Origin of the sequence: Lentzea sp. NPDC006480, assembly GCF_040611995.1 — a bacterium.
In the GTDB taxonomy this organism is placed as follows: Bacteria; Actinomycetota; Actinomycetes; order Mycobacteriales; family Pseudonocardiaceae; genus Lentzea.
In genome coordinates, this window is the sequence record NZ_JBEXPJ010000012.1 from 34551 (window position 1) to 53201 (window position 18651).

Genomic DNA, 18651 nt, shown 5'->3' on the forward strand with positions numbered 1-18651 from the left:
CGTGCGGTTCAAGTTCCTCCTCAAGCCGGGCTGGCTGGCGCTGACCCTGGCCGTGTGGGTGTTCGCGGGCGCCTGCGTCTACTTCCTGTCCCCGTGGCAGTTCGGCCGCAACGACGAGCGCCAGGCGCAGAACGCCGCCATCACCAAGTCGCTCAAGAGCGACCCGGTCCCGTTCGGCGCGCAGCACGACGAGTGGCAGAAGGTCGAGATCAAGGGCCACTACGTCCCGGAACTGGAAGCGCTCGCACGGCTGCGGACCGTCCTGGGTGAGGCCGCGTTCGAGGTCATCACACCGTTCAAGACCACCAACGGCCAGACCGTCCTCATCGACCGCGGGTACGTGCGGCCGGTCAACGGCATCAAGCCGCCGAACTTCGACGCACCCCCACAAGGCGAAGTCACGATCATCGGCCTGGCCAGGCCGAACGAGTCGAACGAGCAGCCCGCGTTCGAGCAGGACGGCAGGAAGCAGATCTACTCGATCAACAACAAGGCCGTCGGCGCGAACATCGAGCCCGGCTACTTCCAGCTCATCGAGAACCAGCCGGGCGCGCTCGACACGTTGCCCCTCCCGCGGATCGAGAGCGGGCCGTTCTTCTCGTACGCGCTGCAGTGGATCGCGTTCGGGGTCATGGCGGTCGGCGGCTGGCTGTACTTCACGATTCGCGAGGCACGGCCGGGTGGCGTGCTCTACGAGAACACCAAGAAGCGGAAGTCGATCGCCGAGCTACTTGCGGAAGAAGGCGACGACGGCGCTGACGAGAGCGGCGCCGAAGCCGACGACACGGGACAGCTCCACGGCACGCGTCACGTGACCTGAGTCCGGGTTGCGGCCGTGGCCCAGCACCGGGCGCTCCTCGACACCGTGCGAGTACACGGTCCGGCCGCCCAGGCGGATCTCCAGAGCACCCGCGAAAGCCGCCTCGACCTGGCCGGCGTTCGGCGACGGGTGCGCTGAGGCATCGCGGCGCCACGTCTCCAGAGCCGCCGAAGCCGAGCCGCCCACCACCGGCGCGCCACCGACGGTCAGCACAGCAGCCAACCGCGACGGCAGCAGGTTCAGCAGGTCGTCCAGGCGCGCGGACGCCCAGCCGAACCGCAGGTAGCGCGGCGACTTGTGGCCGACCATCGCGTCCAGCGTGTTGGCCGCCCGGTAGCCCACCAGACCGGGCACGCCGAAAAGGGCACCCCAGAACAGCGGCGCCACCACGGCGTCCGAGGTGTTCTCGGCCACGGATTCGACGGTCGCCCGCGCCAGACCGAGCGTGTCCAGGCGGGAAGCGTCCCGGCCGCACAGCGAAGGCAGCCGCGAACGAGCTGCCTCGAGGTCACCATCGGCCAGCTCGCGGCCCATCGAGGTGCCCTCACCCGCCAGCGAGCTGCCGCCGAGCACGGTCCAGGTCGCCACGGCCGTGGTCAAGGTCTGCAGAAGCCAGTGCCGCCGGGCCAGCCGCTCAACAGCGACACCAGCTGCCACGGTTCCGCCGACCAGCACGGCCGTATAAGCGACACCGGCGGCCTGTGAGTCGGCGTACAAGCGCTTCTCGAGAGCCGAAGCAGTGGATCCGAATGCCGCTACCGGGTGAAATCGGCGCGGATCACCGAAGACCGCGTCCGCCGCCACGCCCAGCAACAACCCCAACGCGCGACCCGCGCCCACGGCATCCTCCCCAGCTCGTCGAAGGCACGGTAGCGCCGCAGCACAGCGGCGCGCGCATTAGGGTGGCCGGTCGTGGAGCACAAGCGGCTGAAGCTGTACGCCTATCTGGACGCGCGCGATCATCAGCGCACGTACCTGGCGATCATGCGGCTGTTCACCTCCACGCTGCTGGCCGACCTGTCCGCGGGCGAGGTCGCCGGCGCGTTGGCGGGCCAGGAGCGCGAGGGCAGGGTCGAACAGGGCGAGAGCCGCATCGAGAACGTCATCAACCGGCTGAAGCAGCTGGTCGAGTGGGGCAATCTCGTCCAGGGCCGCAGGGAGGTCGTGGCGGCCAGCATCGCCGAGTTCCAGCACGGCAGCGTCAGGTACCAGGTCTCGAAGCTCGCCGTCCGCGTCCAGCGAGACGTCGACGAGCTGCTCAGGGTCCCGGAAGGCGCCCGCGAGGTCTCCCGCGAGCTGCTCCCCGCCATCGAACGCGGCCTCAACGAACTGGGCGGCAGCCTGTCGGTAGCGCTGCTCAACGAAGGCGACAAGACCAAGGAACTCCTGGCCGAACGCGTCACCACCCTGTTCCTGCAGCACGCCGAACTGGCCGCGACGGTCCGCGACTTCTACGCCTACCTCGGCCAGGTCGTCACCAGGAACCACCTAGCGCCCGAGGAGATCGCGGGCTTCCGGAACCTGCTGGTCGAGTACATCCAGCGCGTCGTCGAGGACGTTCTGAAGTACACGCCCCCGATCGCCGAAGCCCTCGCCGGCTTCACCAAGGCCCGCACCGAACTCCTGCGGCTGCTCAGCACCGACCTGGGCGCAAGCGTCGAACGCGCCCGCGGCCGCACGCCGGAGGACTGGCAGGAGCTCACGGACTGGTTCGTCGACCGCCCAGGCCGTCCGAGCCAGGTGACAGCTCTCCGCGAAGCCACCGCACGCGCGATCGGCAGCCTGCTGGCCAGCGTGAAGCGAGCGACGTCCGGCGGCGGCCTCCTTCCCGGCAGGCGCGCCGAGCTGCTCAAACTCGCCGGCTGGTTCGACAGCTCAACCCGAGAGGAAGCCCACGAGATCTACGCGTCGGCGTTCGGGCTCTACAGCTCCCGGCACCTCTCCCCCGCTCCGGAGCACGACTCGGACAACGAGCGCACCCCGTGGCGCGACGGCCCGGCCTGCGACGTCACGGTGTCGGTGCGGACCCGAGGCGACCGCGGCGCGCGCGGCAAGCCGTCCAGGATTCTCGACGACCCGATGACCGAGCAGTCGCTGCTCGCGGAGGCGCGGGAAGCCGACGAGATCCGCGCCAGGCACGTCTCGGAGCTCACAAAGGCCGCCGGAAACCTGGAGAACACCACGCTCACGCACGGCGCGTTGGAGGTCTTCTGCGAGCTGCTGACGCTCGCGATGGCCCAGCGAGACTCGCCGCACGACAGCGGATCGGCCAGCGACCCCGTGCGCGGCCTCAAACTCGAAATCGCCCACGGCACGACGACGCAGATCCGCTCCGCCGCCGGGACGCTCACCCTGCACGACGCGACGGTGGCCCTGAAGCAATGAACCACTTGGACAACCTCTCCGACATCGACGCCGCCAACGTGGTGCGGTGCGCCCGCACGTTGCTGCGCAGGCCGCTCCTGCGCAGTGACGGCCCGGACGGCGAACTGCTCAGCCTCGTCTACCGGCACCGCGTGGTGCTCCAGGACCTGTTCGCGGGCCTGCTCGGCTACCGCCTGGTCGTGGAGCGCCGGTTCGCCCGCCTCTACAAGTCCGGCCCGGGCCACGACGACACCCGCGGCGTGCTCAGCATGTCCCCGCGCGGTTACGCCTACCTGGCGCTCACTCTCGCCGTCCTCACCGGCATCGGCCGCCAGACGCTGCTGTCCAGGCTCGTGGCCGACATCCGTTCCGCCGCAGCGGAAGCAGGCATCGACGCACCGGACGACGTCACCGAACGGCGAGCGCTCACGGCAGCACTCCGCCACCTCGTCTCCCTTGGCGTGCTGATGGAAACCGAGGGCTCGGTCGCGCAGGACGTGCTCCCCCAGGAAGCTCTGATCACCATCGACACCGACCTGCTGGGCCAGCTCGTGACCGGCCCGGTCGGCGAGGCCCAGAGCCCCGAGCACCTCATCGAACTCGCCGCCAGGCCAGGCCCCCGCGGCACGGAGCACGCGGTCCGGCGCAAGCTCGTCGAAACGCCGCTCGTGCTCTACGCGGACCTGCCGGACGAGCAAGCCGAGTGGCTGAGGCGCAACCAGCGCAAGGAAACCGCGCTGCTGGAGCAGGCGTTCGGTCTCTACACCGAGTGCCGCGTCGAGGGCGTGCTCGCCGCCGACCCTGAGGACTTCCTGACCGACCTGTCGTTCCCCGGCGTCTCCACGGTCGCGCGCATCGCCCTGCTGGCGTTGCCCGACCTGGTCGAGGACGACTCCGAGGACCCGCCCGCACGACACGTCGTCGCCACCGAACGGATCCGCGAGGTCTGCGCCCAACTCGTGGAGGACTACCCTGCCGCGTGGTCGAAGCAGTTCACCGACGACCTCGACCGGTTGGTCGCCGAGGTGACGGAACTGCTGCGCCGCATGGGTCTCGCGGTGAAGACCGACGAAGGCTGGTCGATCAGCGCGGCCGCGAACCGCTGGCTGCCGGAACCCGACGGCGACCCCGAACGTGAACAACCGGAACCCGTTGTGGTGCCGGAAGTGCCTGGCTGGTCCCTGTTCGACGAGGAGAATGTTTCATGAGCAGGTGGCGGCTGCACCGCGGCGGCGTGGTCAACATCTGGCAGTACACCGAGCAGACGTTCGACTTCTCCGGTGGCCGCGCGATCTTCCAGGGCACCAACGGTTCCGGCAAGTCCCGCACGCTGGAGCTGCTGCTGCCGCTGTGCCTGGACGGCGACCTGCGCCAGCTCGGCTCGAAGGGCTTCGACACGGTCAGCATCCGGCGCCTCATGCTGGACGACTACGACGGCGGCCCGAACCGCATCGGCTACGCGTGGGTCGAGCTGATCCGCGAGGCCGCTGACCACTCCGGCAACGAGTACCTCACCTGCGGACTCGGCGTGAAGGCGTCCAAGACCTCGCAGGCCATCACGGACTCGTGGCGCTTCGTCACGCCGATGCGCGTCGGCACGGAACTGCAGCTCGCGGGCCCGGAACGCGTCCCGCACGGCCCGGCTCAGCTGCGTGATCTCATCGGCGCGGACTGCATGTTCGAGGAGCCGGCGTTCCGCGCGAAGATCGCCGACGCCGTCTACGGCGTGCCCGCCGCGCGTTACGGCGACCTGCTGCACCTCCAGCGGACGCTGCGCAACCCCGACGTCGGCCTGAAGGTGCTGGAAGGGCAGCTGGAGCAGATCCTCAGCGACGCCCTGCCGCCGCTGGACCAAACGATGGTCGAGCAGCTCGCGACGTCGTTCGACGACCTGGAGTCGATCCGCGAGAACATCGTGCGACTGTCCTCCGCGGACAGTGCTCTCAGCACGTTCCTCAAGACCTACAGCGACTACGCGTTCGGCGGGCTCAGGAGTGCCTCCGAACGGCTCGAAGCCGCCGAGAGGTCCGTGACGAAGCTGCGGCGCGAGCAGTCGAAGCTCACGCAGGAGCTGGACGTCACGCGGATGGAGCGCGCGGCCTCCGAGCAGGCACTTGTCGACATGGAGACCGGCGAGCAACAGGCCGAGGAAACGATCGCGGCGCTGAAGGAACTGCCGGCGTTCCGCGATCTCCAGGACCTCAAGACGCGCGAGAACCTCGTTGCGGAGAAGCGTTCTTCCGCCGTCGCCGCCCTCGAAACGGCTCACCGCCAGCGCGCCCAGGAAGACGCGTCCGTCGACAACGTGCTGCGGCTGCTGCGCAGGCTGGCGGAAGACCTTCAGGCCGCCGACGCGTTGAGCGACCCGTTGCGCGAGAACCTCAGGCTCGCGGGCATGGACTCCGACCTCGCGCCGGACGTCCCGCAGGTGCCGGCCGCCGAGGCCACGGTGACCACGGACTCCGTGCGCGCCAAGCCGGATCCCGAGGCCGGACCGCTGCCGATCGAACGCCGCGTGCCTCCCGCCGCCGCGACCGAGGACGTGCTGGCCGCGCTGGCGTCCGTGACCGACCAGACCTCGGGCATCGCTTCCCTTGCGCGCCAACGAGGTGCGCTCGCGCTGTCGTTGCACGAGCAAGCTATGGCGTTGGACGCGCAGCAGCGCGAGGTGGAGTCGTTGCGCCAGAAGGCCCGCGACGCCCAGCTCGGCGCGACCGAGTCGACCGCGCTGCGCAACCAGGAGCTGCAGGAGCTGGCCGAGGTCGTGCAGACCTGGCTGGACCAGGTCGACGCGTGGACGTCGAGCGGGCCTCTGCTCGACGAACGCCCGGCAGACGCGTTGGTGCTGCCCCAAACCCCGGATCCGGCTGCGGCGAAGGCGTTGAGCAGCACCGCACGCGAGTGGGTCGGCCCGTTGGTGCAGGCGGCTCGCGACGCGGCGCACGCGTTCACCCAGCAGCGCACCGAACTGCGCACCCGCCTCGACACGCTCGACGAAGAACTCGTTGGCCTGCGGTCGGGCAACGAGCGGGTGCCGGTGCCGGGCCAGTACACGTCGGCCTCGCGCGACACCGCTGTCGGCGCACCCTTCTACCGGCTCGTGGACTTCGCGCCGTCGCTCAACGACGACGAGCGCGCCGGGCTGGAGGCGGCACTGCAGGCGAGCGGCCTGCTCGACGCCTGGGTGACGCCTCAAGGCAGTGACCTGAACGATGTCCTCGCCGTGCCACGAGAAGCGGTCGACGGCCGGTCGCTGGCCGAGTTCCTGGTGCCCGCGGTCGAGGGGTCGCCGGTGCCGGAGTCGCTCGTCGCGGACCTGCTGCGCGCGGTGTCGCTGGACGACATGACGACCACCGGTGACTGGCGCGCGGGCGTGCTGACCGGCCAGTGGACCAAGCCCGAGGCCGAGTTCATCGGTGCGGGCGCGCGCGAAGCCGCCCGTGGCCGCCGAATCGCCGCCCTGGAAGAAGAACTCGCCGAGCTGCGCGCGCAGCTCGGCACCGCCGAGGACGAACTGGCCCGCGCGCACGAGCACGTCGCCACGTGGGAGGCGCACGTCGCGGCGTTCCCCGGCGACAGCGAGCTGATCGCGAAGCACAGCCGGGTGCAGGCCGCCGAGGAGTCCGCGGCCCGGTCGCAGCAGCGCACGTTCGAGCTGCGTGACGCACTGGAGAACGCCAACGCACGGTTGGAAGCGGCTCGGAGCGAGCTGACCCGCCAGGCAGGCGATGCCGGCCTGCCTTCCGACACCGAGGCTCTCCGACAGGCCCAAGCGGCCGCGTCGGAAGCCCAGCGGACGGCCGACCTGCTCGGCGACGCGGTGAAGAGGCGTTGTCAGGGCACGATTTCCGACCTCACGGATGCCTCGCACCGCTACCACGAGGCCGTCGCGGACCGGCAGACCGCGGAGGCCGACGCCGATGCCCGGTGCATCGACTACGCGGCCCAGGCCGGGACGCTGGCCGAACTGACCGACGCGGTCGGCGGTGAGGCCAAGGAGATCAGCGAGCAGCTCACGCAGCTGGAGAAGTCGCGCAAGAAGATGCGCGAGGATCTCAAGGGTGTGCGCGAGAGCATCACGACGGCGCGTGAGCAGGCCGCGAAGCTGGAAGCGTTGCTGGAGACCAACTCCACGCAGGTCGCCGAGTCCGAGGAGGGCCTTGAGCGTGCAACGGCGAACTTCCAGGCCACGCTGAAGGCTCCCGGTTTGCTGGCCGCGGCGTTCCAGGAAGTCCCGGAAGAGTCGTCGGTGCGCCAGGCCATCGCCGAGGCGGGCGACCGTCGAGGCGGCACCGAGGCGACCGTGATCGCCAAGCTCCAGGCCCTGCAGACCTCGCTCGCCGGCAGCCACGACATCGCCGCCGAGCAGCACGCGGGCCTGCTCACCGTGACGGTGACCGGCGAGGAGGGCGCGAAGCCCGTCGCCGTCGCCGCCCGCCAGGTCACCACGAAGCTCGCCGAGCAGCGCGGGTTCCTCGACGAGCAGTACCAGGGCATCTTCGCCGACTACCTGATCCGCGACCTGGCCGAGTGGCTGCGCGGTCAGATCACCGTCGCCGAGGACCTGACCAAGCGCATGAACGAGGTGCTCGGCCAGGCCCGTTCCAGCCAGGGCGTGCACGTCAAGCTGGCCTGGAAGTCGTCCAGCGCCCTCGACGACTCGACCAGGCAAGCGCTTGCGCTGGTGCGGTTGCCGTTCGGTGAGCGCACGCCCGAGCAGGACGCCACGCTGCGCCGGGTCTTCACCGAACGGATCGAGAACGAGCGCGACACGCACTCCGGCGGCTACGCGGAGATCCTGTCGCGGGCGCTGGACTACCGGACGTGGCACCAGTTCACCGTGACCGTGGCGGACACCGGCCCGGACGGCAACCCGCGCGAACGGCGGCTGCGCCAGCTCTCGTCCGGCGAGACCCGGCTGATCTCCTACGTGACGCTGTTCGCGGCGGCGGCGAGCTTCTACGACGCGGTGAGCGACGAGTTCGACCCGCTGCGCCTGGTGCTGCTGGACGAGGCGTTCGAACGGCTCGACGACCCGACCATCGCGCGCATGCTGGGGTTGCTGGTCGACCTCGACATGGACTGGGTGATCACCTGGCCGAGCGGCTGGGGCGTGTCCGACAAGATCCCGCGCATGCACATCTACGACGTGCTGCGCCCGAAGAACGGCCGCGGCGTCGCCTGCACCCAGACCACCTGGGACGGCGCCGCCCTTGACCGCATCGACCCCTAGAACAGCTGCCATGAACGGCTCTTTCGCGGACCTGAGGTCCATGAAAGAGCCGTTCATGGTTCGCGGGATCAGTCGAAGATGAGGTCCGCCAAGCGCACGGCGTGCGTGAGCCTGGTGATCCGATCGGCGGAGACGTCCCAGGTGGTGCCCACCGGCTCCAGCGTCAGCACGACCATGATCTTGCGGTCGTCGTGCCCGTAGGTGCCGGTGGTGTGCATCGCCGGGCGCGTCAGGTCGACGTCGGCGGCCGAACGCTGCCCCTCGCCCACCGGACCGTCCTTGCCGACACCGGGGTAGGTCGGCGGCTTCGGCTTTTCGACACACGGCCTGGGCGGCGTGTCACCGAACCGCGACCACCCCTGCTTGTAGGCCACCTCGCCGTGCACGACGCTCGGCAGGCCGAACGACTGGTCGAAGCCGTCGGTCGCGCACTTCGTCGCCTGGTGCAGGTTGCCCATGATGAAGTCGCGGAACTTCGGGTGTGCCTGGTCGAGCACATAGCGGTAGATCTTGACGACGTCGGCCGCGCTGAGTGCCGTGTAGCCCCAGAACCCGACGTTGACCGGCGGTGCGGTGTCCTCGAGTCCCAGCTTCACGACCATGCGTTCGACGATCTTCTCCCAGCCCTCCTGGACCCAGAGCTCCGAAGCCGCGTCGTCGTCGCTCGACCTCAGCATCGGCTCCAGTCGCACCAGGTCGGCCGGCGGGATCTCGGCGTCAGGGCCGCGCTTCTCCAGGTAGTCGAGCGCGATGAGGATCTTGACGACCGACGCCGAACGGAACTGCTTGTGTTCGTCCCACGCGATCGTGGTGCGCCCGGTCTTGCGGTCGAACACGGCGAACGCCGCTTGGGCATCGGGGGCGATCTCGGCCCGCGGGTCCGCGTGCGCGGGCATTGGCGCCAGGAGGAGTGCCGTGACTGCCGCGGTGACCCCTGCGGCGAGCAGCCGAATTCTTTTCATGACCCCTACACGCCAGTCGGGCCGCCCAGGATGCCCCGGCGACGCAGATGAGAAGATGATCACTTAGAACGGTACTTCAGTCTGCAGAGCGGCGTGTCCCCTTCCGGACAACGCGCGGCAGAACTCGACCGCGTCGAACTCCAGCTGCGGCCCGCCAGAACCCCAGCGGCCACCCGCAGGTCCGGTCAGCCTCAGCGTGAACGGCTGACCGTGCCGTGCCGCCCACTCGCGGACGACGTCGTCGACGAGCACGCCGTCGTGGTCCGCCGTGAGCACCAACGGCACCCCGGCCGCCCGCGAGATGTCGACGCGGTGCATCCACGGGTCACGAGTCATGATCACGTCGATGAGGAAGCCGAGCGACCACGTCTCGTCTCGGCCGTTGATCTCCTGTGAGGCGCCCATCTTCTGCCTGCGCACGAACCACGGCGTGCGGCGGCGCCCCTTCACCGCGCGAGAGGCGACCGCGGCAAAGCGGGCGGCGATGGCGGCCGGGGACATGTCCGCGCGCTCAGTCACCTGAAGAGCCGTCAGCGCGTCGATGAACACCCCGGCGGCCTTCTCCGCGGCCTTGACCTGGCGCACGCTCTCGCGGATCGAGGCGGACATCTCCGCCATGCCGAGCATGTGCGCGGCCATCTCGCGCACGTCCCACTCCGGGCAGTCCGTGGGCTTGGCCCAGTCCTGCGCACTGAGTCCTTCGAACAGCGCCACGACCCGTTCGTACTCGGTCCTGGCGAGCTCCATCGCGGTGTCGCGGTCGAGGGCGGACGTTCTGGGTCTGGTGTCGAGTGCGGCAGTCATCGTGTGCTCCTCAGCGGAGGTCCGGGCAGGCCGATGTCGTCGGCGAACATGTCGATCACGCGTGGCAGCTGACGGAGCCAGCGGTCGCCACCGGGCTCGTTCGCGAGCTGCCGGTCGAGCAGCCCACCGCCGAGCGCCAGGAAGAGGTCGATGTCGGCGCCGTCGGTGATGCCGAGCCGGTGGAACGTGTCCTGCAGCAGGCCCATCACCTCCAACGACGGCGCGTAGGAGGCTTCGGAAGGCGTGAAGCCGGGGATGGCGTGCTGGTTCATCAGCTGGTAGCGCGCGACGTTGACGAGCGAAAAGGCGTAGAACTGCTCGGCGATCGTCAGGACCGCCTCGCGCGGTGCCTCCGGCAGCAGCGCGAGGTTCTCCTTCATCTCGGCCAGGAAGAGCGTCCACGCTTGGCCGAACATCGCGTCGTAGATCGCGTTCTTGGAGTCGAAGTGCGAGTACAGCGACGGTGAGCGCATCCCGATCATGGCCGCGACCTCGCGCAACGTGACAGCGGCCAGCCCGTCGCGGCGCGCGATCTCCCACGCGGCGTCGACTATCTCTCTTCGGGTGGCCTCTCGCCGTTCGGCTTGCCTATCGCGATTAGGTACGGCGCTCATGGTTAGGTACGGTCCGCTCACGCCCTGCGCGTGTCAAGGCCTATGTTTGGCCTCGTGATCGAGCACGACCGCCCCGAGCTGGCCGAGTTCTGGCGCCTCGCCCGCGAGACGATGGAGGGCGGCGGCCGCTCGGCGTTCAGCTTCCGCGTCGAGGACGAAAACACCGCCACGGCCCTCGGTGAACTGCTGCGCAAGCCGATCGCACACCCGGCCCGCCGGCAGATCTCGTTGGCGCGCCTGGACGAACACCTCCGCGCCCACGGCAGCACGTTGCCCGAGGTGCTGGAGTCCGTGCACGGCCGGCCGGTCGGCATGTCGACGAACGAGGAAGCCTCGACCGCGGACGCCGTGCTGAAGTTCGCGTTGCGCGAGCACGGGTTGCTGCAAGCTCCGTGGGCCGCCGAGTGGATCGAGCACGTCCGCAGGTACGGCAAGATCCCGCAGCCCGCGTTGCCGATGATCGCGAACCAGGCCGCAGCGATCCTCGCGCGGCTCCAGCCAGGACGCTGGACGACCCGCTTCGCCTTGGCGGGCAACGACTTGGACGACGGCCGGCCGCTGACCCGGATCGTCCACAAAGCACTGCAGCTCATGGGCACCGACTGGGAAGGCGCGGGCGTCCTCCCCGACGCCTACCGCAACCCGGTGCTGACCTCGCAGGGCTACCTGACCCTCAACGACACCTTGGAAGCGCGGGAGATCACCGTCGTGCGCAGCCCTCGCCTGCTCGAATCAGGCGTGCCCGGGCCGTTGATGGTGCTTCCGAACGGCCTGACCCCGCAGGCCGAGCACCACCTCGACGGCAAGATCGTGCACTGCCACAACGACTTCACGCCAGAAGGCATCCGCACGACGAACGAGATCCTGGCTCACACCGGCGGATCCGCGTGGCGGATGTCCGCCGCCGACTACCGCGAGGCCGTCGCCACGCTGATCGCCCGCGGTGTCGAGCTGCCCACTCTGAACACCAGGCCGGAAGCCGCGAGCTGGGATCCTCACCTGGCCGAGACCATGGCCACCACGGGCCTGATGGTCACCGAGGAGCACGTCCTGCCGTCACTCCTCTGACGGCGCGAACCTCTTCACGTCCCACCGCCCGTGCCCCTCCATCAGCTTGCGCCCGATCCGGCGCAGGTCAGCGAGGTCGCGCTCGTTCAGCAGGCCGGTGAACTCCTCGGCGACCGACGCCCGGTACACCCGCGCGGTGACGCCCCGGCACGCCTCCTCGCCGGCAGAAGTCAGCACCGCGTAGACCAGCCGCCGGTTGTCCGGTGGCTGCTCGCGCGTGACCCATCCGCGCTTGACCAGCCGCTCGACCAGCCGCGTGATGCCGGACGGGCTGACGTCGAGCAGCTCCACGAGCTCGGACATCTGCAGCCGTCCGCCGTTGCGGAACAGCTGGTAGAGCGCCACGTGCTCCAGCAACGAGCACCCGGCCTCCGCCTCCATCCGCCGCCCCATCGCGGCCTTCACGGCATCGACGCCCTGCTGCACGTACAGCCACGAGAAGATCGGCTCGGTCACCTCCCCATCCTAAATCAGATTTGACGCCGCGACGTTTTCACGCTCAAATGTTGAGCATGAAAATCTCTGGGAACGTCACCGTCGTCGGCGCGGGCCCGGTCGGCCTCCTGCTCGCCACCGAACTCGCCCTCCAAGGCGTCCGCACCACCGTGCTCGAACGCCTCACCACCCAGGCCGACACCATCAAGGCCCAGATGATCAGCGGCCGCACCTACCAGATGCTCGCCATGCGCGGCTTCGGTCCCGCGATCGACGCCGCGAGCGAAGCCGAAGCACAAGGCCTCGCCTGGCGCCCCAACGGCTCCACCGGCCACTTCGCCGGAATGTTCAAACTGGACGGTCTGCCGATCGTCATGCTGACGCAGCAAGCACTCGAACGAATCCTCGAAGCCCGCGCGCTGGAGCTCGGCGTCGAGATCCGCCGCGGCGTCGAGGTGAGCTCCCTGGACCTCGGCACCGACTACGTGGTCGGCTGCGACGGCGGCCGCAGCACCGTCCGCAAGCTCGCCGGCTTCGACTTCCCGGGCACCGACCCGACGCTGACCGGCTACCAGGCCGTCGTCGACCTGGACGGCGAACTCCCGCGCGGCTGGCACCGCACCCCCACCGGCGTCTTCGCGTCCGGCCCGCTCAAGGGCCGCGTCATGATCCTCGAGTTCGACGGCCCGCCCGCCGACCGCGAGGCGACGCCCGAGATCCTCGAAGCCGCCCTTCGCCGGGTCAGCGGCCTGGACGTGCGCATCTCCGCCGTCCACACCGCCACGATCTGGACCGACAACACCCGCCAGGCCGGCACCTACCGCCGCGGCAACGTCCTGCTCGCGGGCGACGCGGCCCACATCCACTCCCCGTTCGGCGGCCAGGGCCTCAACCTGGGCCTGCAGGACGTGCTCAACCTGGGCTGGAAGCTCGCCACCGGCGACTCCGGCCTGATCGACACCTACACCACCGAACGCCACCCGGTCGCGGCCCGCGTGCTGCACAACACCATGGCCCAGGTGGCCCTGACCCGCCCGGACCCGCACACGCGCGAGCTCTACTCGCTCTTCAGCGACCTCCTCGACCTCCCGCAGGTCAAGGAGCGCGTCTCCGCCATGGTCCAGGGCACCGACATCCGCTACGACACCGGCTCCGACCACCCGCTCGCCGGCACGTTCGTCCCCGGCCTCGACCTCTCCGACGGCAAGGGCACCAGCATCGCGATCGACGGCGCGGAGGCCACCATCCGCCCAGACGGCTACATCTCCAGGATCACCACGTGAAAATCGCAGTGACCGGCGCGACCGGCACCCAGGGCGGCGCGGTCGCCCGGCTCCTGACCGAACGCGGCCACGAAGTCCGCCGCGTCACCCGGAACCCCAAGCACCCCAACGACGTCCACGGCGACTTCGACCACCCGGCCACGCTCGAACAAGCCTTCGCCGACGTCGACGGTCTCTTCCTCATGACACCGCTCAGCGGCCCGTCCGAAGCAGCTCAGGGCAAAGCCGCCGTCGACGCCGCCCGGCACGTCCCGCACGTCGTCTTCACCTCGGCCACCAACGCCGATCGCCACACCGGAATCCCGCACTTCGACACCAAAGCCGAAATCGAACGGCATCTGGCCGTCAACCATCCACACTGGACAGTGCTCGGCCCGGCCGCCTTCATGGGCCGCGAAGGCCCAGTCGCACTACCGATCCCGCCAATCCTGAAGCTGCACCTCATCGCCCCGGAAGACATCGCCGCCATGGCCGCGCTGGCCTTCGAACAACCGGCCCGCTTCCGCAACCGGCGCGTCGACATCGCCAGCGACCGGCTGACCGGTCCCGAAATGGCCGCGATCCGCGGCACCGAGTTCATCGAGTTATCGCTCGCCCAGGCCGAGACCTACTCCCCGGACCTGGCCGCGATGTTCCGCTACTTCACCGAAACCGGCCTGGAGCTCGACATCCCGGCCCTGCACGCCGAGTTCCCCGAGGTCGGTTGGCACAGCTACGCGGACTGGATCACCGGTCGGGCCGAGCGTCGACCTGGATGAGCGTCTGCTGGCCGGCGGCGACCAGCTTCCGCTCTTCCCCCTGCACCGCGAACACGTCGAGGCGGCACACGGTCAACGTCCGCCCGGGCTTCAGCACCGTCCCCACCGCCTCGACGTACTTCCCCATCGCGGGCGCCAACAGGTTGATCTTGAACTCGACCGTCAGCACCGAGGTGTCCGCGTCGAACACCGTGAACGCCGCGTACCCACCGGCGCTGTCGGCGATCGCGCTGGTGGCCCCGGCGTGGAAGTACCCGTTCTGCTGCGTCACCTCGGCCCGCGCGGGCAACAGGACGTGCACCCGTCCAGGTACGACCTCCCCGAGCCGCGCACCGAGGTGAGCCATCAACCCCTGCCGGTCGAAACTGCTCTGAATCCGCTCCCGCACGTCCACGCACTCACCCGACCATCCGCTCCACGAGCAACACCCCACCGATGCCGATCATCATCGCCCCGCTGACCCGCGACACCACCCGAGCCACCCCCGGCCGGGTGGTCAGCACGGCCTTCGCGAACACCCCGACCGCCAGGTAGACCACCCCGCACAACCCCATGTGCAACGCCCCGAGCAAGGCGGTCTGCGCAGCCACCGGCCAGCCCGCACTCGGGTCGATGAACTGCGGGAACAACGACACGAACATCAACATCGCTTTGGGGTTCAATCCGCTGATCCCCACCCCCTTGAGCACCACCCGTCCCGGTGAGGCCGCCAGCTCCTCGGCCGCACCAGGACTCGCGGGACGCGCCAGCACCCCGAACCCCAGCCACACCAGGTACGCGGCTCCAGCCACGGTCAACGCGGTGAGCAGCCCCTTCGAGCTCGCCACGACGACCACGAGCCCGGCCACCGCGAGCACCGTGTAGCCCGCGTACCCGGCCACCAGCCCGGCCACTGCGGGCAGCACGAACCGGCCGCGCAACCCCGCCGCGATCGCGTAGGCCCAGTCCGCGCCGGGCGTGAGGACCAGCAACAGGTCCATCGCCAGAAACGCCACCACCGTGCTCAGTTCCACACCCGAAAGACTAGGAAGCAACGCCCCAAAGGTGTTTCCGTCTTTACCCCGCAGAAGCCGCTTTTGGGGGAAGAATGACCCCATGGACGCCGTGGACCGACAGATTCTTGCCGAGCTGCAGCAGGACGGCCGCCTGACTGTCACCGACCTGGCCGCGCGGGTGAACCTGAGCATCTCCCCGTGCCACCGCCGCCTGCGCGACCTGGAACGCGATGGCGCGATCCGCGGCTACCGAGCCGTGGTGGACCCGGCAGCGGTCGGCCTGAACTTCGAGGCCCTCGTCTTCGCCACCGTCCACTGGGAGAACGAGAGCACCGTCGCCGACTTCGAACGAGCCGTCGCCGCCATCCCGAACGTCCTGCAGGCACAACGACTCTTCGGCGAGCCGGACTACCTCCTGCGCATCGCCACCACAGACCTCGCCGCCTACCAACAGCTCTACGACGAGGAGCTGGTGAAGCTGCCCGGTGTGCAGCGGATGAGGTCGACACTGGTCATGAAGAACGTCGTCGACGACCGTCCACTGCCATCATGAGGGCCGTGAAACCGCACCACTGGCCCCTCGTCGCGCTGGGCGGGTCGGCCGTCGTCGCGATCACCGCCGTGATCGTCGTGGGCAGCAAGTCGCCCGCGGTCAACATGCCGATCCTGCTCGGCGTCCCGTTCGTCGCGACCTACCTCGCGCACCTGGTCTCGAAACGCGCGCCGAACAAGGTGCTGTTCGAGTTCCGCGCCGACCCCAAGCCCAGCTGGTACAACGACGCGGTCGAGGTCACCGCGAACGGCCTCGAGATCACCGCGCTGTCCGGCGGCGGGCGGATGGCGTCCAGCGGACCGACGAAGGTGTCGTACGGGTTCAACGACCTGCTCGGTATCAGCACGAGAGCCGCGGTACCGGGCGAGGCGCCGTGGATCACGCTGACCGACGGCCGCGGCCTGTCCGTGCCCGAAGGCGATGTCGTGGTGCTGCGAACCACGAAGGGCGAGCAGGTCCTGCCGGTTGAGGAGCCGGAGAGGTTCGTCGCCCTTGTGCGATCACGGGTTTCAGGTCTGCCCGACGTCCACTCGACAGCTGTCGTCACGGACAACGGTGGTGAAGCCGGTGCAGCGCCACCGCCCGTGGGCGAGCGCACCACACCGGTCCAGGGCCCCGCCGTGGAGCTCACCGGGCCGCCTCTCGCGATGCGGTGGCTGGTCGGCGCGACGCTCGCGTTGGCGGGAACCGTTGCGCTGCCCGCGATCGCACTGCTCACCACACCTGGCGTGCCGTGGATCGCGCCTGTGTTCGCGGCTGTCGCGGGCGTGGTGTGGGTGCTGAACCGGAACGTGCCCCGGACCTGGGGCCGGGTCGCGCTGCTGCCGGTGCCGGTGAGCGTGCTCTGGTTGATCGGCAAGGGCGGCTACGTCTGGATCCCGGTGTTGCTGGTGTTGTGTCCACTGCTGGGGTACCTGGGCGGCCGGATGTTCCGGCTGGGCGCCCACCTCGGCCGCAACGTCGAGGTGCGCGTGCCACTGCGCGACGGGGCATCGCTGTACGTGCAGCGGGATCGCCTGGTGCACAAGCTGAACAAGTCGCACGACGGTGGTGTCCACCCGCGGGCGATGTGGCTCGGCGACCTCACGCTGATCCAGCCAGGCACCTCTCCTGACCTGCACGCGTGGCCGGTTCCCGGTGGGATCAGGATGCCGGTCGGCAACAGCCCGATGCTGCGCCTGGTCGCACGACCGCAGCAGTGGATCCTGCCCGCGACGCGGCCTGGTGAGCTAGCGGAGCTGATCAGGTCGCGGCAGGGCACGCCGACGCAGCCGACCTCGATGTCGTATGAGGAATGGCGGAAGTTGCGCTCGTGGGCGGTGCGCCAGACGACCGCGAACCGGCGGGGCAACTACACGACCGCGGGCATCGGGTGGCGGCTGCTCGCCGCATCCGTCGCGGCGAACTTCGCGTGGTCGTTCCTGAGCATCGGCCCGCGCTTCTGGGTCGGCATCCTCATCACGGCGGCGCTGACCACGGGGTTGCTGGCCGACTGGTGGCGGGTGCGCGAACGCATGCGCGTCGCGGAGCACCACGTTCTGCCGCCGGCGAGCCCGGACTGGGGCGAGATCCGCGCGGATCACGCCCCGATCCCCGGCTGGCAGCCCTGGCGTTAGCTACTTCCTGGGTGGTGGGTCCGGCAGATCGAGCCGGCCCACCATCCGCGGCGGGTTCGCCGAGGACTTGACCTGGTAGTCGCTGTCCTCGGGATCGTTGACGTTGTTCGGACCGCCGTCGCTGGGGATGTACTTGCCGGCGTTGTCCGAGCGCCAGCCTCCCTCGTACGGGTTGGTGTCGGTGTTGGCGCGGACGATCGACCCGTCAGGCGTCTGGAAGCCGTGCCCCTGGGTGTTCGCGCCCGCTGTGTACTGGCCGTCCGGAGACGTCCCGGTCTCCCAGGTCTGGGAGAGCCCCTCGTGGCGGGTCTGCATCCCGCCGATCGCACCACCGACGCTGCCTGAGGTGGCGCCGGACACGGCCGCGCTGAGGAAGTCCTCCCCGCTGACCTTGCCGTGCGCGACGTTGTTGAGCACGTTGCCCAGCGCACCGGAAGCAGCGCCTTCCACCGCACCGGTCGCGGCGGCCTGGACGAAGTTCTTGCTGGCGCCGCCGAGCGGGCTCGCGACGCCGACCGCTCCCGACGCGACACCGGCGGCGACGCCCGCGATGCCCGCGTCCACGGTCTTGCTGACGTCCCACGACTTCCGCTCGCCGGTGGCGAACTGGAGGGTCTGGATGGCCGCGTCGACGCCGACGTTGATCGCCACGTTGATGATGATCTGCCTGACCAGCTGCTGGAAGACCATCCGGACGGTGATCTGAGTGGCGGCCTGCGCGATCGGGATACCGGCGGTCGACGCGCCGAACGTGGCCACCGCCGAGGCGATCATCGCGGCGATCTGCGCCGCCAGGATGATCAGCGCGGCGATGATGCTGAGCTTCGTGTACTCGATGCCCAGCGCGGCGCTGTCACAGCCTTGCACCAGGTCCGCGCAGATCTGCTGCAGGTTGACGAGGTAGGCGTCGCCTTCCGTGTACTTCTGCCAGTACTCCTTGAACTTCTCCGCGGTCTGCCCGCTCATGCAGCCCAGCGCGGCCGACGACGCGCCGTTGCCGTCGCCGAGCACCTCTTCGACCGCCTTCGAGGCCGCCTGCCACGCGTCCCTCATGGCGCGCAGCTTGGTCTCGTCGCCCTCCGGCCAGTCCGCGCCCACCACGATCGGCGTGAGCCACTGAACAGCGCCCGGAATCTCGATGCCCAC

17 protein-coding genes are annotated in these 18651 nt (G+C 69.5%); 9 read left to right on the plus strand and 8 right to left on the minus strand.

Annotated elements, in window-relative coordinates; translation table 11 throughout:
- Nucleotide 1 precedes the first annotated feature (1 nt).
- A complete protein-coding gene (locus ABZX92_RS07475) occupies nucleotides 2-820 on the plus strand; it encodes an SURF1 family cytochrome oxidase biogenesis protein (RefSeq protein ID WP_355555070.1) in 819 nt (272 codons plus the stop codon).
- Here ABZX92_RS07475 and ABZX92_RS07480 read toward each other — a convergent pair.
- A complete protein-coding gene (locus ABZX92_RS07480; protein ID WP_355555072.1) occupies nucleotides 728-1660 on the minus strand; it encodes a cobalamin biosynthesis protein in 933 nt (310 codons plus the stop codon). The genes ABZX92_RS07475 and ABZX92_RS07480 overlap by 93 nt on opposite strands.
- A 72-nt stretch (nucleotides 1661-1732) precedes the next feature.
- Here ABZX92_RS07480 and ABZX92_RS07485 point away from each other — a divergent pair, with 72 nt between their 5' ends.
- From ABZX92_RS07485 to ABZX92_RS07495, 3 genes are read left to right on the plus strand one after another with little or no spacing between them, the layout of a single operon-like run.
- Nucleotides 1733-3205, plus strand: coding sequence for a DUF2397 domain-containing protein (locus ABZX92_RS07485; RefSeq protein ID WP_355555074.1), 1473 nt, complete (start codon nucleotides 1733-1735; stop codon nucleotides 3203-3205).
- Nucleotides 3202-4392 carry a TIGR02678 family protein gene (locus tag ABZX92_RS07490; protein ID WP_355555076.1) on the plus strand — a complete coding sequence of 397 codons (1191 nt, stop codon included), beginning with the start codon at nucleotides 3202-3204 and terminating at the stop codon, nucleotides 4390-4392. The genes ABZX92_RS07485 and ABZX92_RS07490 overlap by 4 nt, the downstream gene beginning before the upstream one ends.
- Nucleotides 4389-8417, plus strand: a complete 4029-nt coding sequence (locus ABZX92_RS07495; RefSeq protein WP_355555078.1) for a TIGR02680 family protein — start codon at nucleotides 4389-4391, stop codon at nucleotides 8415-8417. The genes ABZX92_RS07490 and ABZX92_RS07495 overlap by 4 nt, the downstream gene beginning before the upstream one ends.
- A gap of 68 nt (nucleotides 8418-8485) precedes the next feature.
- On the opposite strand, the gene ABZX92_RS07500 is transcribed toward ABZX92_RS07495, so the two are convergent.
- The 3 genes from ABZX92_RS07500 to ABZX92_RS07510 all read right to left on the minus strand — a co-directional run bounded on the left by ABZX92_RS07500 (nucleotide 8486) and on the right by ABZX92_RS07510 (nucleotide 10797).
- Nucleotides 8486-9379, minus strand: coding sequence for a hypothetical protein (locus tag ABZX92_RS07500; RefSeq protein WP_355555080.1), 894 nt, complete (start codon nucleotides 9377-9379; stop codon nucleotides 8486-8488).
- A 63-nt stretch (nucleotides 9380-9442) separates the two neighbouring features.
- The gene (locus ABZX92_RS07505) at nucleotides 9443-10183 is read right to left on the minus strand and encodes a maleylpyruvate isomerase family mycothiol-dependent enzyme (protein ID WP_355555082.1); all 741 of its coding nucleotides are present in this window, start codon (nucleotides 10181-10183) and stop codon (nucleotides 9443-9445) included.
- Nucleotides 10180-10797: a TetR/AcrR family transcriptional regulator gene (locus tag ABZX92_RS07510; protein ID WP_355555084.1), complete on the minus strand. Its 618-nt coding sequence runs from the start codon at nucleotides 10795-10797 to the stop codon at nucleotides 10180-10182. The genes ABZX92_RS07505 and ABZX92_RS07510 overlap by 4 nt, the downstream gene beginning before the upstream one ends.
- A gap of 54 nt (nucleotides 10798-10851) precedes the next feature.
- Here ABZX92_RS07510 and ABZX92_RS07515 point away from each other — a divergent pair, with 54 nt between their 5' ends.
- On the plus strand, nucleotides 10852-11865 hold the full coding sequence (locus ABZX92_RS07515) for a DUF2399 domain-containing protein (protein WP_355555086.1): 1014 nt from the start codon (nucleotides 10852-10854) through the stop codon (nucleotides 11863-11865).
- Here the strand turns inward: ABZX92_RS07515 and ABZX92_RS07520 are convergent.
- Entirely contained in the window at nucleotides 11854-12321 is a 468-nt protein-coding gene (locus tag ABZX92_RS07520) for a MarR family transcriptional regulator (RefSeq protein ID WP_355555088.1), read from the minus strand. The two genes, ABZX92_RS07515 and ABZX92_RS07520, sit on opposite strands and share 12 nt — an antisense overlap.
- A 56-nt stretch (nucleotides 12322-12377) precedes the next feature.
- On the opposite strand from ABZX92_RS07520, the gene ABZX92_RS07525 reads away from it, so the two are divergent.
- Entirely contained in the window at nucleotides 12378-13583 is a 1206-nt protein-coding gene (locus ABZX92_RS07525) for an FAD-dependent monooxygenase (protein WP_355555090.1), read from the plus strand.
- Complete coding sequence (locus ABZX92_RS07530) at nucleotides 13580-14341, plus strand: NmrA family NAD(P)-binding protein (RefSeq protein WP_355555092.1); 762 nt, start codon at nucleotides 13580-13582, stop codon at nucleotides 14339-14341. The genes ABZX92_RS07525 and ABZX92_RS07530 overlap by 4 nt, the downstream gene beginning before the upstream one ends.
- Here ABZX92_RS07530 and ABZX92_RS07535 read toward each other — a convergent pair.
- Nucleotides 14310-14735: a PaaI family thioesterase gene (locus ABZX92_RS07535; RefSeq protein ID WP_355555094.1), complete on the minus strand. Its 426-nt coding sequence runs from the start codon at nucleotides 14733-14735 to the stop codon at nucleotides 14310-14312. The two genes, ABZX92_RS07530 and ABZX92_RS07535, sit on opposite strands and share 32 nt — an antisense overlap.
- A 4-nt stretch (nucleotides 14736-14739) precedes the next feature.
- Nucleotides 14740-15354, minus strand: coding sequence for a LysE family translocator (locus tag ABZX92_RS07540; RefSeq protein WP_355555096.1), 615 nt, complete (start codon nucleotides 15352-15354; stop codon nucleotides 14740-14742).
- A gap of 82 nt (nucleotides 15355-15436) precedes the next feature.
- On the opposite strand from ABZX92_RS07540, the gene ABZX92_RS07545 reads away from it, so the two are divergent.
- Both ABZX92_RS07545 and ABZX92_RS07550 read left to right on the plus strand, forming a co-directional pair.
- Entirely contained in the window at nucleotides 15437-15889 is a 453-nt protein-coding gene (locus ABZX92_RS07545; protein ID WP_355555098.1) for an Lrp/AsnC family transcriptional regulator, read from the plus strand.
- Between the two features lie 5 nt (nucleotides 15890-15894).
- Nucleotides 15895-17505, plus strand: coding sequence for a hypothetical protein (locus tag ABZX92_RS07550; protein WP_355555100.1), 1611 nt, complete (start codon nucleotides 15895-15897; stop codon nucleotides 17503-17505).
- Here ABZX92_RS07550 and ABZX92_RS07555 read toward each other — a convergent pair whose 3' ends face one another.
- The gene (locus tag ABZX92_RS07555; RefSeq protein ID WP_355555102.1) at nucleotides 17506-18651 is read right to left on the minus strand and encodes a hypothetical protein; all 1146 of its coding nucleotides are present in this window, start codon (nucleotides 18649-18651) and stop codon (nucleotides 17506-17508) included. It abuts the gene before it with no gap.